This window comes from Dickeya oryzae (genome assembly GCF_020406815.2).
GTDB lineage: Bacteria > Pseudomonadota > Gammaproteobacteria > Enterobacterales > Enterobacteriaceae > Dickeya > Dickeya oryzae.
In genome coordinates this window covers 3794915-3812331 of record NZ_CP162670.1, presented here as the reverse complement: position 1 = coordinate 3812331, position 17417 = coordinate 3794915, and the positions used below count along the sequence as shown (strand labels likewise).

At 53.8% G+C, this 17417-nt stretch carries 12 protein-coding genes; 9 read left to right on the top strand and 3 right to left on the bottom strand.

Annotated features, from left to right (window positions below):
- The first annotated feature begins 214 nt into the window (after positions 1-214).
- Entirely contained in the window at positions 215-2494 is a 2280-nt protein-coding gene (gene maeB / locus LF929_RS16680) for an NADP-dependent oxaloacetate-decarboxylating malate dehydrogenase (protein ID WP_012883512.1), read from the top strand.
- 54 nt (positions 2495-2548) lie between these two features.
- On the opposite strand, the gene LF929_RS16675 is transcribed toward maeB, so the two are convergent.
- Together LF929_RS16675 and hemF are read right to left on the bottom strand one after the other, a co-directional pair.
- Complete coding sequence (locus LF929_RS16675; protein WP_016942304.1) at positions 2549-2998, bottom strand: YaiI/YqxD family protein; 450 nt, start codon at positions 2996-2998, stop codon at positions 2549-2551.
- Positions 2995-3933 carry an oxygen-dependent coproporphyrinogen oxidase gene (gene hemF / locus LF929_RS16670; protein ID WP_210175271.1) on the bottom strand — a complete coding sequence of 313 codons (939 nt, stop codon included), beginning with the start codon at positions 3931-3933 and terminating at the stop codon, positions 2995-2997. Before hemF ends, LF929_RS16675 begins: the two co-directional genes overlap by 4 nt.
- Before the next feature lie 221 nt (positions 3934-4154).
- Here hemF and LF929_RS16665 point away from each other — a divergent pair, with 221 nt between their 5' ends.
- From LF929_RS16665 to LF929_RS16630, 8 genes are all read left to right on the top strand, one after another.
- Positions 4155-4580: a GNAT family acetyltransferase gene (locus tag LF929_RS16665; protein ID WP_016942301.1), complete on the top strand. Its 426-nt coding sequence runs from the start codon at positions 4155-4157 to the stop codon at positions 4578-4580.
- 329 nt (positions 4581-4909) lie between these two features.
- Positions 4910-5806 (top strand): TonB family protein, encoded by an 897-nt coding sequence (locus tag LF929_RS16660; RefSeq protein ID WP_210175270.1) that lies wholly within the window; start codon positions 4910-4912, stop codon positions 5804-5806.
- A gap of 41 nt (positions 5807-5847) precedes the next feature.
- The gene (locus tag LF929_RS16655) at positions 5848-8418 is read left to right on the top strand and encodes a TonB-dependent siderophore receptor (RefSeq protein WP_210175269.1); all 2571 of its coding nucleotides are present in this window, start codon (positions 5848-5850) and stop codon (positions 8416-8418) included.
- Positions 8419-8569: 151 nt separating this feature from the next.
- Positions 8570-11359 (top strand): pitrilysin family protein, encoded by a 2790-nt coding sequence (locus tag LF929_RS16650; RefSeq protein WP_226093016.1) that lies wholly within the window; start codon positions 8570-8572, stop codon positions 11357-11359.
- Positions 11356-13017 (top strand): ABC transporter ATP-binding protein/permease, encoded by a 1662-nt coding sequence (locus LF929_RS16645; protein WP_038907144.1) that lies wholly within the window; start codon positions 11356-11358, stop codon positions 13015-13017. The genes LF929_RS16650 and LF929_RS16645 overlap by 4 nt, the downstream gene beginning before the upstream one ends.
- A gap of 223 nt (positions 13018-13240) precedes the next feature.
- Positions 13241-13831 (top strand): RpoE-regulated lipoprotein, encoded by a 591-nt coding sequence (locus tag LF929_RS16640; protein ID WP_210175266.1) that lies wholly within the window; start codon positions 13241-13243, stop codon positions 13829-13831.
- A gap of 232 nt (positions 13832-14063) precedes the next feature.
- Positions 14064-14420 (top strand): DUF1870 family protein, encoded by a 357-nt coding sequence (locus tag LF929_RS16635; protein WP_226093015.1) that lies wholly within the window; start codon positions 14064-14066, stop codon positions 14418-14420.
- A 788-nt stretch (positions 14421-15208) separates the two neighbouring features.
- Positions 15209-16438 (top strand): MFS transporter, encoded by a 1230-nt coding sequence (locus LF929_RS16630; RefSeq protein WP_210175264.1) that lies wholly within the window; start codon positions 15209-15211, stop codon positions 16436-16438.
- 58 nt (positions 16439-16496) lie between these two features.
- Here LF929_RS16630 and LF929_RS16625 read toward each other — a convergent pair whose 3' ends face one another.
- Positions 16497-17399 carry a LysR family transcriptional regulator gene (locus LF929_RS16625; RefSeq protein ID WP_226093014.1) on the bottom strand — a complete coding sequence of 301 codons (903 nt, stop codon included), beginning with the start codon at positions 17397-17399 and terminating at the stop codon, positions 16497-16499.
- Between the last annotated feature and the right edge of the window lie 18 nt (positions 17400-17417).

Sequence of the window (17417 nt, the reverse complement as noted above, 5' to 3'; positions counted from 1 at the left end):
CCCGGCGCATCACGCGGGGTTATCGCGGATATGCGCGTTGTCACAGGTTGTGAGGGCGTATGGCGCTGAGTGATTTTCACTCTCATTAATTAACTATATTAAGCGGTATTCCGGCGCGGATTTTGTAATGCTTCATGGTTTCGCAAATGACAGACACGATAGACTGGGTAGCCCACTACCCTACAAACAAAGCAAGAAGACAAGGTAATTAGCTATGGATGAACAACTCAAGCAAAGCGCACTGGACTTCCATCAATATCCGGTGCCGGGAAAAATCCAGGTCTCCCCGACGAAGCCGCTGGCAACTCAGCGCGACCTGGCGCTGGCCTACTCACCGGGCGTTGCCGCGCCTTGTCTGGAAATTGCGCAAGACCCACTGGCTGCTTACAAATACACCGCTCGCGGTAATCTGGTGGCGGTGATCTCCAACGGTACCGCCGTGCTGGGGCTGGGTAATATCGGCGCACTGGCCGGTAAACCGGTGATGGAAGGTAAAGGGGTACTGTTCAAGAAGTTCTCCGGCGTCGATGTATTTGATATCGAAGTGGATGAGCAGGATCCTGACAAGCTGATCGATGTGATCGCCGCACTGGAGCCGACTTTCGGTGGTATCAACCTCGAAGACATCAAGGCCCCGGAATGCTTCTATATCGAGCAGAAACTGCGCGAGCGCATGAAGATTCCGGTATTCCACGACGACCAACACGGCACCGCTATCATTTGTACCGCAGCGGTACTCAACGGGTTGCGCGTGGTAGAAAAACAGATTGCCGATGTCCGGCTGGTGGTTTCTGGCGCGGGTGCGGCATCGATTGCCTGCCTCAATCTGCTGGTGGCGTTGGGCCTGAAACGTGAAAACATCGTGGTGTGTGATTCCCGCGGTGTTATCTACAAGGGTCGTGAAGCCAATATGGCGGAAACCAAAGCGGCCTATGCGATTGACGACAATGGCAGCCGATCACTGGCGGATGTTATCCCGAACGCGGATATTTTCCTCGGTTGTTCTGGCCCGGGCGTGCTGACTCAGGACATGGTGAAAACCATGGCACCGCGCCCGCTGATCATGGCGCTGGCGAATCCGGAACCAGAAATTCTGCCGCCGCTGGTAAAAGAAGTGCGTCCGGACGCTATCGTCTGTACTGGCCGTTCTGACTACCCGAATCAGGTTAACAACGTACTGTGCTTCCCGTTTATTTTCCGTGGCGCGCTGGACGTTGGGGCGACCACCATCAATGAAGAGATGAAGCTGGCCTGCGTGCATGCCATTGCAGACCTGGCGCTGGCGGAGCAGAGCGATGTGGTTGCGTCTGCCTATGGCGATCAGGATCTCTCTTTCGGGCCGGAATATCTGATCCCGAAACCGTTTGATCCACGCCTTATCATCAAGATTGCACCGGCGGTAGCGAAAGCGGCGATGGACTCCGGCGTGGCAACCCGCCCGATTGAAAACTTCGATGATTACATCGAGAAGCTGACGCAGTTCGTCTACAAAACCAACCTGTTCATGAAGCCTGTCTTCGCTCAGGCTCGTACCCAGCCAAAACGTGTGGTACTGGCGGAAGGGGAAGACCCGCGTGTGCTGCATGCAACGCAGGAACTGGTGTCGCTGGGGCTGGCATTCCCGGTACTGATCGGTCGCCCTGGTGTTATCGAAAAACGTATTCAGAAACTGGGCTTGCAAATAGCCATTGGTAAAGACTTCGAAGTGGTCAATAACGAGTCCGACCCACGTTTCAAAGCCTATTGGACTGAATACTTCGAGATGATGAAGCGCCGTGGTGTATCTCAGGAACAGGCGCAGCGTGATATGCGTGCTAACCCGACGCTGATTGGCTCTATCATGGTCCATCGCGGTGAAGCGGATGCGATGATCTGCGGGACGGTCGGTAATTACGAAGAACATTTCGGTGTGGTAGAGAAAGTGTTCGGCTACCGTGACGGTGTGCATGTGGCGGGCGCGATGAACGCGTTGCTGCTGCCGAGCGGTAACACCTTTATCGCCGATACCTACGTCAACCCGGATCCGACACCAGAACAGCTGGCGGAAATTACGCTGATGGCCGCCGACACGGTACGCCGTTTTGGTATTGAGCCTAAAGTGGCCTTGCTGTCGCATTCCAGCTTCGGCACCTCTGATTCGCCGACGGCGAAGAAAATGCGTGCGACGCTGGAACTGGTGAACAAGATGGCGCCGGAGTTGCAGATCGATGGTGAAATGCACGGCGATGCCGCGCTGGTGGAAGCCATTCGTCGTGAACAGATGCCGAACAGCCCGCTGAAAGGGGCGGCTAATATTTTGATCATGCCGAACATGGAAGCTGCGCGTATCAGCTATAACCTGCTGCGTGTTTCTTCTTCCGAAGGCGTGACCGTCGGGCCGGTACTGATGGGCGTGGCGAAACCGGTACATATCCTGACGCCGATCGCTTCTGTTCGTCGTATCGTCAATATGGTCGCACTGGCTGTTGTGGAAGCACAGACCGCACCGCTGTAATCGTCCTGATTACTGCGAGAACAACGAAACCGGCAGGTCACCCTGCCGGTTTTTTTACGCCTGTTGGCGTAACCACTTCTCCAGTTCGTTGGCGAACTGTTGGCGGTCACGCTGGTTGAGTGCCGCCGGGCCACCGGTCTGTACGCCGCTGGCGCGCAGCGTATCCATGAAATCCCGCATGGTCAGCCGCTCGCGGATGGTATCCGCGGTGTAGCGCTCGCCACGTGGATTAAGAGCAATAGCCTGCTTTGCCAGCACTTCAGCAGCAAGCGGAATATCGGCGGTGATCACCAGATCGCCTGGCTGGACACGACGCACAATTTCGTTATCCGCAACATCAAACCCTGCGGCCACGCGCAGGCTGTGGATGTGTGGTGACGGCGGCGTTCTGAGCGGCTGGTTGGCCACCAGTGTCAGCCGGGTCGAGGTACGATCGGCTGCACGGTATAACACCTCTTTAATGACGTTAGGGCACGCGTCGGCATCGACCCAGATGGCACTCATCCGTGTGACTCCGGCGATGTTGCGACACCCAGCCAGTCGCGAGCGGGTAAAAAGTCCCGGTACAGCGAGGCTTCCGGGCTGTCTGGCTCGGGTTGGTACTGGTATTCCCAGCGTACCAGCGGCGGCATCGACATCAGAATAGATTCGGTACGGCCACCACTTTGCAGGCCGAACAAGGTCCCCCGGTCCCATACCAGATTAAATTCCACATAACGGCCCCGGCGGTAGAGCTGGAACTGACGCTCCCGCTCGCCCCACGGGATATCTTTGCGGCGATTAACGATAGGCAGATAGGCGTGCTGGAACCCTTCACCGACTGCGCGCATGAAAGCAAAGCTGGTGTCGAAATCCGGCGTGTTGAGGTCATCAAAGAACAGGCCACCGATGCCACGCGCTTCGTTACGGTGTTTGAGGAAAAAGTAATCATCGCACCATTTCTTGTAGCGCGGGTAAACGTCATCGCCAAATGGCTGGCACAAGTCAAACGCGGTCTGGTGCCAGTGGACGGCGTCTTCTTCGAAACCGTAGAACGGGGTGAGATCAAACCCGCCGCCAAACCACCATACCGCCGGTTCACCCGGTTTTTCGGCGATGAAAAAGCGGACATTGGCGTGGCTGGTTGGCACATAAGGGTTAAGCGGGTGGATGACTAGCGACACGCCCATCGCCTGGAAACTGCGTCCTGCCAGCTCGGGACGATGGGTGCTGGCAGAGGGTGGCAGCGATGCACCCGAAACGTGAGAGAAGTTCACGCCAGCTTGTTCAAATACACGCCCCTGACGCAGAACACGGCTACGCCCACCGCCGCCGGAGGCATGCTGCCAGGCATCTTCCATAAAGCTGGCGGTGCCGTCCGCCAGTTCCAGTTGTCGGCACAGGGTGTCTTGCAAACCGAGCAGAAAATGCTTGATAGCGTTGGTGTCCGGTGAACTCATAATGTCCCTTATCATGATAGTGAAAGGCAGTGAGGGCGGATTTCCTGCCCGGGCTGATTCTGGCCTTAGTATATCGGACTTCGCCACGTCGCCCATTACCGAAAATGTCGCTGGCATGAATTATCAGCCTGCGGTTGAAAAGTGTATGACGGAGATATTGCGTCTGCGATGAATCGCGGGATAATCAGGAATAACCGATTGACTCTAGATGGCGAGCAGCAATGGAAATCCGCATATTCAGGCAAGATGACTTTGAAGAAGTGATCACCCTTTGGGAGCGTTGTGATTTGCTGCGTCCCTGGAACGATCCGGAAATGGATATTGAGCGTAAGCTCAACCATGACCCCGACCTGTTTCTGGTGGCGGAAGTGGGCGGTGAGGTCGTGGGTTCCGTGATGGGCGGCTACGACGGGCATCGCGGTTCTGCCTACTATCTGGGGGTGCATCCTGATTACCGTGGCCGTGGTATCGCCAATGCGTTGATCAGCCGTTTGGAGAAAAAACTGATCGCGCGTGGTTGCCCGAAGATTCACCTGATGGTGCGCCAGAACAACACGGCCGTCATCAGCATGTATGAAAAGATGAATTACGACCTGGTTGATAGCATTACGCTGGGTAAGCGTTTGATTGAAGATCAGGAGTATTAAATTCCGCTGGTACATCGTCGGCTGATAACGAAGAGGCGATGCCAGCTCGCCTGATTTTCCTGCGCGTCTCGGCCACATTCTTTTCCCCCTCCTTTCTGTAAGCGCGCTTGCGCCACGTTCTTTTGCCGTCGTTTCCACGTTCTGCAATCCCGTGATCGTCATCCTCGTTGTAAATATTTATTGATAATGAATATCATTTGTAAAATAATTACCATTATCAATAAATATTTACATTTGTGTGGGCCGATTGGGGAGTTCAGGGTGGCTGGCATACCGTTGCCTTGTTCATGGCTCGATGACTATTTTTATAAATAAAACATGGTATTACTTTGAAAGTCACGCACTCTTTTCTGCTGTCTGTCGCGGTACACCTGTCGGTTCTCTGGGCCTTGTTGTGGGGCGTGGTGTCTCGTGAACAGGTTGTGCTGCAGGCTGGGCGTGCCGGGGAAAGCGCGGCAAGTATGCATGTCACGTCATTTTCGCCTCATTCGGTGCGGCTGTTTTCTTCACACCCTGAACCTTCCCCGAGTGTCGAGCCGGTTACCGTGCCTGAAAAACCTACTGTGCCAGAAACGCCTACCGTGCCAGAAAAAAACGCTATTGCTGCTGCGTCGGCGGTGCCGGTCAATGAACGCGCGGTAGTGCGTATGGTGTCGGCTGAGACTGCGGCGAAAACGCGCCCGCAAAAACCACCGGAAAAACCGCGGGAAACACCGCGTACGCCAGTTGATGCCACACCGGTGCGGGCGAGTGAAAAAACTGATGTCCGAAACATGCCGATGGCAGTGCGCAGTGATAGCCGGGATACGCCGGTGAAGGCTGAGGCACCGTTTGCCGGGCAGGGAGATCGCGCTACCGCGCCGGTGTCCGCCAGTATGTCAGCCGGTGGTCAGGCTGCGCCGCAGGGCGAAAGCACTCAAGGGCAGGCCAGTCGTGGCGCAGGAAGTAGTCAAAACGACGTGCTCAAGGCGTTGCAGCGTCGGGTGAGCTACCCGGTTCGGGCACGTTCAATGGGGGTGGAGGGTCAGGTGCGATTGCGCTTTGACGTGACGTCCAGCGGCACGGTGACCAACATTCGGGTGCTATCAGAAAACCCCGACGGCATGTTCAGCAGCGACGTTATCAAAGATATGGCGCGCTGGCGTTATCAGGCGGGCTCACCCGCCACCGATCAGACCGTGTCAGTCATTTTTCGATTGAGTGGTCATATCGAACTTCAGAATTGATCGTTTTTTTTCAATATCATCAGGGTACAGGAAATACTGACATGAATAAGCATCTCTATTTGATGATGATACTGGGCGTATCATCAACGGTGACGGCTGCCGAACAGACAACACAGGCGGAAAATACCGCTACGGATAAACCAGTGACGGCAGAAAAAAAGCCAGCCGATGAAGATACGATTCTGGTGCGTTCCACGCCCACCAGCCAGAGTATGGGAACGCAAATTATTAATAGCGAGCAGATTCAGCGTCGGCCGACACGTAACGGTAGCGTTACTGAATTACTGCGTTCCAACCCAAACGTACGGTTTTCAAATGATCTTGATAGCAGTACGACGCCAGGTGAATTGGCGCCGGAAAACGTGTCTTTCCATGGCGAAAAGTTTTACCAGAATAACTACATGATCGATGGGTTATCCAATAATAATGTGATTAACCCAGGAGCCAATAACGGTCAATTGACTAATACGCCGGATGGTTATTCGCCAACGGATTTGCCTGCCGGTGGCGCGCAATCCTTCTGGGTTAATTCGGAGTTGATCGAGCAGTTACAGGTATTCGACAGTAATATCTCTGCGAAATATGGTGATTTTACCGGCGGTGTGGTCGATGCCAAATTAAAAGACCCGAAACTGGATCGCGCTTCCGGCAAAATTTCTTATCGCACCACTCGCGACAGTTGGGCCCGCTATCACATTGACGACGATATTGAAGGTGACTTTTATTCCGCCAGTCAGCTCTATTATCAGCCGAAATTCCGCAAGCATTTTTATTCGGCCACCTTTAATCAGCCATTAAGCGATAAAGCCGGATTTATTTTTGCCTATAACCGTCAGCAGTCGACCATTCCTTTTTACAACAGTGTGATGGATGAGTGGGTCAAACAGACTCGTGAGGCGGAAACCTATTTGCTTAAAGGCACTTATCTGGCGGATAACGGCGATGTTTTTCGCCTTACCGGGATGTACGCGCCGCATGAGTCCGGCTATTACAAGAAAGACATTAAAAACGGCGGTTATACCAATACCGGCGGCGGCTATCGCGGCAATATCGAATGGGAACACAACGCCGACTGGGGAAAAGTCAGCAGCCTTGCCGGGTATCAGTCTGAAGAAAACCGTATTGAACACGAAGCGGATACTTACCAGTCCTGGTATCGCTATAACCGGACATCCCGGTTTGTATCCAACGTTGTGGATTGGGGCACTGGTGTGGCGGGAAATACCTCGCAGTTATCCGGGATCGGCGGTTATGGCAAGTATGCCACCGAGAAGCGCACCTTCACGTTCAAACAGGATTACGAGCTAAACCCACTGGCTTTATGGGGAACCAGCCATCAGTGGGATATGGGCTGGCAGGTTGATTCTTATCACGCCCAATACCGCCGTTTTAGCGATGTGTATACCAGCCGCAGCACACCAACCATCAGTACCAGCGTTGTGTGTCAGACTGGCGATGCGTTTTGTATCAACCGTGAACAGTATTTCCGCAGCCGCACGCTGTATCCAGCGCGTCAGGTTGAAGGGAACTACGTTAATTATGCGCTGTATTTGCAAGATAGCGTCAGCTACAAGAACCTGGAGGTAACGCCGGGCGTGCGCCTGCAGTATGACGACTACCTTAAAAACCTCAATATCGCCCCGCGTCTGGCGGCCTCTTACGATGTGTTTGGCGATCGTGCTACCCGTGTTTTCGGCGGTGCCAACCGCTACTACGCCCAGAATATGCTGGCGTACAAACTGCGTTCCGGAATCAACGAGTCGGTGGTGCAGAATCGAACCAATGCCAACAGCGCCTGGACGAACAGCACGACCAGCTATGGCACATATGACTACGATATTTCCGACCTGAAAACGCCGTACAGCGATGAGTTGTCGCTGGGGCTGTCGCAACGGGTGTATGACACCGTCTGGACGCTGAAATGGGTGAATCGCCAGGGGCGTGACCAGTTTGGCCGCAGCAGCCAAACCGATAGCAGCGGTCAACGCTATTACTACCTGACCAATGATGCACGTACCGAAGGCAATACCGTGTCGCTGACAGTAGAACCGATCAGCCCGTATAAACTGAAATACGCGGACATTCGCTGGGGACTGAGCGCCAGCATGGCGGATAACAAGACCAGCTCACAGATTTATTACGACCAGAGCAACATGGACGACAGCAAGGTGATCTTTAAAGGACGCCTGACCGATCGCCGTGACATGGATGCACTGGACTACAACACGCCGTGGTCGATTGCGCTGAACGTCAATACCTATTTCCCGGCCATTCGCCTGAACTGGGATCATAACCTGACCTATACCTCGGGCTACAAAGGCTACCGCACCAGCAGCGTAACCTGCTCCGGCAACACCAGTCGTGTCAGTGCCTGTGGTGATTACAGCGGTAGCGCCACGTTGTATACCGAGCACAAATATCAGGATTACCTCTCTTATGACTGGCGTTTCAATTACTCGCTGCCGACCTACAAAAACCAGTCGCTGGACCTGACGCTGGATGTGATCAACGTGTTCGACAACGTGATCGCCACCTCGCAGGAGTCAACCAGCAATACGGTGACCTACAAGTTGGGACGCCAGTTCTGGCTGGGTGTTGCGTACAACTGGTAATGACTTGCCGCCGGGCATGGTGCTTTCCCTAGCGGTAATACCATTCTCTGTCAGTAACACGATTACCCGGCAATAACACGATTACCTGGCAGTAACACAATGGTTTATCGAACTGTTTTTTCTATTTTATGCATCCATGATTGAGTAATTGATGAAAAAAATGACATCACGCTGGATTGGCATTATCGGCTTGTGGCTGTTCAGCACGCTGGCATCAGCGCAAACCGTTACCAGCCCGTTACCGGTGATCACCGAAGGGCAACTGGCTAATGGCTTGCGTTACACCCTTGTGCCGTTAGCCGGTCAACAACAACGGCTGGATATCCGGCTGCTGGTCGAATCGGGGTCGTTGGATGAGCAGGACGGTGAATCCGGCGTCGCGCATATGGTTGAGCACATGGTGTTTCGCGCTACTCAGGATTATCCGGCCGGACTGGCACAAACGCTGGGGCAACAGGGTTGGATCCGTGGGCAGCACTACAATGCCATGACTAACTACGAGCGCACGATGTACATGTTGAGTCCGCCGGCGGGGAAAGCCTCGCTGACGCTGGCGCTGAACGTGTTGGCGCAGATAGCCAGACAAGCGCGTTTCGAACCGGAGGACTGGCAGCGCGAGCGCCAGGTGATTCTGGAGGAGTGGCGCGGCAAGCTCGGGGTCGCAGAGCGCATGAATCAGCAGCGGGTCGCTGCCATCAGGCATGGTTCTCGTTATCCCGAGCGACCGGTTATCGGCACGGAAGCTTCTATTCAGAACACGCCGGTGACGGTGCTGCGCCGTTTTTATGACCGCTGGTATCACCCCCGTAATATGCGCCTGATCGTGATAGGCGACCTGCAGCCCGAGCAGGTAAAACAGGCGATTTCGCAGGTGATGGGGAGTCTGCCGGACACGCCGATCCCATCGCGGCCGTCGTATGAGCCGACGTTGCGCCCGCAACTGCATGTGGCGCGCCTGCAAGACAGTCAGAGCAGCGTTAGCCAGGTGTCATTCGTGTTCCGTTTTGATGACGCTGCGGCCAAAGCGACAGGGGAAGAGGGGATGCGCCGTCGTCTGATTAACCAGATAACGCTGGATGCCCTGAGCCGGCAGGTGCAGCGTCAGCCGCTCTCTTCGTCTTCGGCAGTCAGCAGTCTGGTGGTGCGCAAGTCTGATATCGGCACGACCACGGTAGCGCTGGGGCTGTTTGCTTCGGTGCTGCCGCAAGGGCATCAGCAAGGGATTAATACCGTGCTGCAAGAAATTGCTCGCTTGCAGCGTTATCCGCTTCACGAGCCGGATATCACCGCAATCAAGGACGAGTTGCGCCAATCGGCAGAGAACATGGCAGCGACGCCGGAGCAGCGCGAGTTCTCCGATTGGGTACAACAACTGGTGGTGCCCTGGCAGCAAGATCGTCCTTACATCGGTAAGCAACTGTTGGGGCAACAGGCGCTGGCGGTACTGAAAACCATCACAGCCGATGATATTAACGCCTGCCTGCAACGCTGGTTGTCGTCGCCAGATCAATTGGTTCAGTTCAGTGTTCCCGGCAGCCTGCCGTTCACGCCGCCGTCAGCGGCAGCGATCGAGCAACAGCGTCAGTCGGTCGCGCAGCGTGAGCTGGCACCGTTACAACTGCCAATGAAGCGGGTTGCGCCCGTACTGCCGCCGAGCGAAGGCCGTGGCGAGGTTATCAGTGTACGTCTCTTCCCGGAGCAGAAGGTGGAAGAGTGGCAACTGGCGAATGGTGATCGTCTGGTGTGGCTACGCACGCCTCAGGCTGGCAAAACAGTATCACTGACCATGCTGTCGTCTGCTGGTTTTATGGCTCCGGGGCGTGAACCGTGGCTGTCTCAACTTGCCGCCCAGTTGATCAGCCAAAGCGGGCCTGCGGGATGGAAAGGCCGTGATTTGAACGACTGGAAAAAAGCACGAAAACTCTCCCTCAGTCTGGATTATCAGCCAGATGAACTGCGCTGGAGCGGGAGTACGAGCCCCGATAAGTTGGGGGCGTTGCTGCATCTGTATCATGTGATGAATCGCTCGGCGGGTATCGACGAAGGTGATCTGCGCGAGAGCCTGGCGACACTGAAACGTCAGCAGATTACCCGCGAGCAGAGCATTAGCGCCCAGCGGGAGCGGGAGAGTGCCGAATTGCAGTTTGGCAAAGCCGGTCTGCCTTTCCCGACACCAGCACAACTGGATGCGGTGACTGGCGAACAACTGGCGCAACAGTGGCGGCAGACGGTGGCGGCACCGGTTACCTATTACCTGCTGGCGGACCTACCGACAGAGCAATTACGCCCTCTGGTGGAGCGCTATCTGGCGTCACTGCCTCGTCAGTCTGTGGGGGAAAGCCCGCCACATCTGGCGCAGGACGGGAAGCGTGAGCGTATTTCGGCTATCAATCTGGAGCCGAGAGCCGATGTTTATCTGTGGAGTTTTTCACCCCAAACCTGGACGCCGCAGCAGGCGGTGCAAGTGAATATCGCCGCCCGGCTGGCGGCGCGTTATCTCAAGGCCAGCCTGCGGGATGAGGCGCAGGGTGTGTACAACCTGAAGATGGAAAGCCGCCTGAATGATAAGAGCCAGCGCATTGAAACTGAGCTGCGTTTCACCACCTCGCCGCAACGGGCGCAGGCGTTGAGGCATAACGCCCAGCAGGTGCTGGAAACGTTGGCGACGCGCATCACGCCGCAGGATGTTGAACAGGAGCGCAAACAGTTTATTCACAGCGAACGTGCCCGTCAGGAAGACATCACCACCCTGATGTCCCGGTTGATACTGAGTTACCGCAATTATCACGACCCCCGCTATCTGACCCAACTCGATAGCCTGGCACCCGCTATCACCGTTGAGGCGGTGCGCGACGCGGCGTCCCGGTTGTGGCATCCGCAAAATCAGGTGTTGTACATCACACTGCCGACCATCACGCTGCCGCAGGAGAAAAAATCGTGAGCACCTTTCTGCAGGCGTTTGCCCTGTTATGTCGTCCATTCTGGCTTGATCGGCGTTACTGGCAATGTTGGCTGTTGCTGGCCACGATCGTGGCGATGGGCGGCAGTATTGTGTACCTCAACGTGCGTATCAATGACTGGAGCAAGACCTTTTATGATGCGTTGGGAGCATTCGATAGCAGTCTGCTTTACCGTCTTATCAAAGAATATTGCCTCTATATCCTGATTTATATCGGTATCTTCGTGTATCAGGAGTGGCTGACCAAACTGTTAATCATTCGCTGGCGTGAACAGATGACAGCGGCGTTTATCGACAGTTGGCTGGCGAAACGCACGTTTTATCGCCTGTCGCTAAGCGGTAAGGTGGATAACCCGGATCAGCGTATCGCGCAGGATGTCGACCTGTTCGTCACCCAAACGGTACGGCTGTCCGTGTCGTTTATCATCACTTTCGCCCAATTGTGCTCGTTTCTGGTGATCCTGTGGGACCTGTCCGGCGTGCAGCAGTTTACGTTGTGGGGGCATAGCGTCACGGTCAGCGGCTATCTGGTGTGGGTCGCGGTGCTCTACACCCTGTTGGGGAGCCTGATTACCCAGTGGATTGGCAAGCGGCTGCACGGTATCAATTACCATAAGCAGCAGGCGGAAGCCGATTTCCGTGCCTCACTGTTGCGTAAGCACGACAGTGCAGAGCAGATTGCGCTGTATGGCGGCGAGCAGCAGGAAAAACGCCAACTCGGCAGCTATTTTGCTTCGATTGTCAGTAACTGGCGCGCCTTGATGAACGCCGAGCGTAATCTGGGCCTGTTCACCGTCGGCTATACCCGTGTCAGCCTGATCGTACCGGTATTCGCCGCGTTGCCTGCATTCCTCAGCAAGACGGTGACGCTGGGCGGCCTGATGCAGATCCGCAGCGCGTTCGGTCAGGTACATGGCGCACTGAGCTGGTTTATTCGGGTGTACTACTCACTGGTAGAACTGTCTGCCAGCATGACGCGTCTGGATCAGTTTCGGCGGGAAATCGACGCGCATCAGGATACGGCGATGCCGTTGGTGCAGGGGGATCAGCTGCATGTCGAACGGCTCAGTTTCTCCACACCACAGGGACAGCCGCTGCTGCGCAACGTGACCTTCCAGTGCGTACCCGGCAGTTGGAACTGCCTTTCTGGTCACAGTGGATTGGGAAAATCGACGCTGTTGCGTACGCTGGCCGGATTGTGGCCCTATTACGAGGGGGCCTGGCAAGTGGGACGCGGTACACCGCTGTTGCTGCCGCAGCAGAGCTATCTGGGGCAGGGGACATTAGCGGAGGTGATGTGTTATCCACATGCGCCGCTGGATGATGAAACCGCGCTGCGTCAGGTACTGGATCAGGTTGGTCTCGGTGACTGGGGGGAGCGGTTACAACAGCAGATGAACTGGGATCGGGTCTTCTCCGGTGGTGAGCGTCAACGACTGGCGCTGGCACGGGCGCTGATTAATCGCCCGGATCACCTGTATCTGGACGAGGCCACCAGCCATCTCGACCCGTATGCTGCCCGACACTTGCTGGGGGTCATCCGCCAGGCATTGCCGGATTGCACCGTCATTGCAGTGACTCACCAACAGGAACTGGCCGATTTGTTCCACTACCACATCGATCTGGCGGCGTTTCGCTGATGTTCTTCCACTGGTCGGCGGCGTTTTTATCTGATGACGGCGTTATCAGGTTGAAATGGTCCCCGGCCAGCCTGAACAATGGTAATCTTGGCGCCATTGTGCGCGCCGTGAATAAACCCGCGCGAATATTTACGGCACTTTTTGCCGGGGGCGGACTCCAACAGCCAGCACTATATGGGCTGACGACTGTGGGTCGGCACCGTTTTATGTTGAGGAGTCGAGTGTGACAAAAGTGCGTCCGTTGTTTCTGGCTTTCCCGCTGTTGCTGGCTGGGTGCAGCACCCTGTCCGGTTTTTCCTGGTCCAGTCTGTCGCCGTTCAACTGGTTTGGTCACCGCTTGACGGTGTCAGACGCGGGCGTGGGTGATATTAATGCCTCTACTCCCATGCTGGAGTCTGCTCTGGATAAGGCGTTGGATGGCGACTATCGCCTGCGTGGTGGTATGGAAACCCGTAACGGTAAACTGGTTTCTCTCTATGAAGCACTTAAGGATGACAGCGTCAGACTGGAAATCAGCGGCGCGCCAAAAGGCCAGGTAAAGCAAGTGACCGTAACGGATAACGCTATCGCCAGCGAGTGGGGCGTAAAAATCGGTGATGAGTTCAGCTCACTGTACAGCAAAGCGTTTGGCGTTTGTCAGCCGGGACAAGGCGCGGATGCTCGCAGTGTAGAGTGTGTGGCACCGCAGGGTAAACACGTGAGTTACCTGTTTTCTGGCGACTGGAATGGCCCTGAAGGGTTGATGCCATCCGACGATATTCTTAAAACCTGGAAAGTCACGAAGATTGTCTGGCATGCGCAGGGCCGGGAATAAGGTATCTGCGTGCTTTATGACGGTATGAGCCGGAGCAATATTGTTCCGGCTTATATCCCGATTCGTTATTTTACACCCCACTATCTTGCACGCCACTGTCTTGTCTCTTGAAATATGACGAGAGATAGCCACACTATTTTCTTCAGGATAGTGTGATAATGATCATACCGTCTTAAGAATGAAGGTGATATTTAATTCCTCTCTCACCCTGGTAATTTCGGAGTCATGCATCATGAATCATCTTGAACTACTGGCAATGCGCCAGCTTTTTCTATTGAGTGTGGATGAGGCTGCATACTATATTGCTAACGATAGGAATAACGAACAGTGGGTCATGTGGGAACGGGGAGAACGGGAAATACCTTTATTGATTGTTGAGCAGTTTGAATCAATGAATCAGGAGAGAAGGCGGAGAATTAGCGCAATAATTGAAAAGATAAATAACCGCATTGGCAATAACACCATGCGTTCCTTTACCGATTTTAATGATTTCCTTTCTGTTTATCCCGATGGCGATTTCCTGGAGTGGAAAGTGTACCAATCCGTCGCCAATGAGCTTTATTCGCGTGATCTGGAGCGATTGTGTTAATGGCTAACACCTATGTGGATACCGCCAGACATAGCGCCATTGCGCGCCAGATACGGGCGTAGCGCAGGTGCCTGGAGGTGAAGGCATTGGTAGAGCATCGGTGTAGTTAGGTATAGTCCGGTGTAGCTCGGTATAATCTGGTGTGGTCAGCGGTGTTGCTCAGACATCAGGTTTTGTCTCGTGAATGAATTTGGCCATCGGAAAAATATGTAAACCATTATTATGAAGAAAGACTGATTGGCAAGAGAAACGGGTATTTCCCCTTTTTTATAAGAAAACATACAATCTTGCATTTTATTTTTCGAAGGCCAGGGTAATGCACACATTCATAATGAAAAGCATGGACAGATACCCTTTCTTTGCTGCCAATACGTAAGGGTATTGTCTGTTAATAGTTAAGGCATTTTTTATAGCCAAAAATGCTGTTAAATAACGATTGAGATGTTGCATTTGTGTTTTTATTTGTATGAGTAAATTCGAATAATTCATTTTTTTATGTGCAGTGGTTCATGAAATTTCACTATAGAAAGAATCTATGAATTGTGACTAAAAAAGGAATTATTTATTTTGAGAATGAATTGATAGCATGAAAAAGGTATGGAATACCTGAAATGAAATGTGCCTTATGGGCAGACAAGACCGTAGTTTTTTTGTCTGCATGACGCCAGGTGATGTGCCATGAGAAGGCTGCGCTCTCTCTGTATCATACCCATTGATGAATGGGTATCCGGGGGGAATAAGGACATGCCGCTTAATGACAGCATCCTTTTCTGAACCGAAGGTCTTGTATGAAAAATCCCTATATACCAACGGCATTTGGCTTGTACCTCAATTATCTGGTACATGGTATGGGCGTTATCCTGATGAGCTTGAATATGCACCATCTGGAACAGCAATGGCACACCGATGCCGCTGGGGTATCTGTGGTCATTTCTTCGTTGGGGATTGGTCGGCTAAGCCTGTTGATGATTGCCGGTACGCTGTCCGATAGATTTGGTCGTAAGCCTTTTATCTATCTTGGTATCGCATGCTATCTGGTGTTTTTTTTGGGTATCCTCGGCACGACCAATATTATCGTGGCTTACTGCTTTGGGTTGCTGGCTGGCGTGGCCAACAGTTTTCTGGATTCCGGGACTTATCCGTCACTGATGGAGGCGTTTCCCAACAGTCCAGGTACCGCCAACATCCTGATCAAAGCGTTTGTCTCCGGTGGGCAGTTTCTTCTGCCGTTGGTGATAAGCGTACTGGTGTGGGCTAATCTTTGGTTCGGCTGGTCGTTCCTGCTGGCTGCTGGCATCATGATGTTAAACGCGGTGTGCCTGTTCCGGTATCCGTTTCCACCACATCATCCGCAAACCGATAAGGCCAAACGGGCCGACGCCCAGATTAAGCCAGTGCTGGCGGAGCAAGAACACCATGCCTGTGCCATGCTGGATCTCGCCAGTTTTACCTTCTACGGTTACATCGCTATGGCAACGTTCTACCTGATCAGTCAATGGTTGTCGCAGTACGGGCAGTTTGTGGCGGGCATGCCTTATGAAATGGCAATCAAGTTGCTGAGTCTCTACACCATCGGTTCGCTGTCTGGCGTGGTGATTATCGCGGGACTGGCGAGAAACGGTACCCATTCGAGTCTGGTGCTGATAGGTTGCACCTTCCTGTCTTTCATCGCGTTGTTGGTGGTGTGCCTGTATCCCAGTGTGAAGGTGGTGATCGTGTTTGCCTTTGTGATCGGCTTTTCTGCGGCGGGAGGGGTGTTACAACTGGGGTTAACGCTGATGGCGCGGCGTTTTCCTAATGCTAAAGGGAAAGCCACCGCCATTTATTACAGCGCGGGGAGTCTGGCGACTTTTACGATTCCGTTGGTCACTGCCCGGTTGTCGCAACTCAGCATCGCCAGCATTATGTGGTTTGACGTTGGCCTGGCGGCGGCAGGTTTTCTGACCGCACTGTTTATTGGCTACCGCGATATGGAAGCCCGTCGCTGTTCCATCAGTATGAATCAGATTGGTGCCTGAGGTCCGCTGGGAGGCTACGGCCACTTTCGTTTATTTCAGTTCCCTGACGTCGACACCGTCATGCCAATGCTATCGACTGGCAGGTGCTCAGGATGAACTGCTTAAAAGATTCCGCTGCTGGCGACAGCGTCCGTTCTTTGTGTGTCGCCAGATAGACGTAGCGCGTCTGGCCTGGATTGCGAATTTTCATCACCTGTACATTGGAGTGCGACAGTGTGCTGATACGTGGCATGATCGCGACACCGTAGTTGATGCTAACCAGGCCCACCATCGCCGTATCCTCCTCCACATAGCAGGCAATTTCCGGGATCAGTTTTTTCTGCATGAAGATTTTGTCGATAAACTGCCGCAGCCCGCTTTTCTGGGAGAAAAAGATGAACGGATAGGCGATGGCGTCTTCCAGATCGATTTCACTGCGATGGTGTTGCGCCAGTGGGTGGTCGCGTGAGGTCACCAGCACCAGTTCCTGACTGATCACCGGGATAAAGTCAATGTCTGACTCGTCTGGAATATGGGAGCACAGCGCCATGTCAAATTTATCTTCCTTGAGATCCTGCACGATCGACAGTGTGGTGCCCTGAAAAAAAGCGAAGCGTTTATGCGCATTGTCTGGAATGTGAATAAAACGATCGATCAATTGCGGCACCACGGTTTCCCCCATGGTGTAAATAAACGCCAGATTGATGATTTCATCGTGGGGCGCGCACATTTTCCTCAGCGCCGTGCGGCCATTTTCCAATTCAAGCAGCGCACCTTCGACATAAGGTAAAAAGAGTTTCCCGCTCTGGGTAATTCGAACGTTGCGCCCATGCCGTTCAAACAGAGCGACCCCCAGTTCTTTTTCCAGCTCAGAGATGGCATGGCTCAACGAGGGTTGGGTAATGTTCAGGCTGGATGCCGCTTCCGTGTAGTGCTGTTTTTCTGCCAGTCGTTTGAAATAGTGTAGTTGTTTTAAGTTCATTCGGGTTCTCGTCAGATC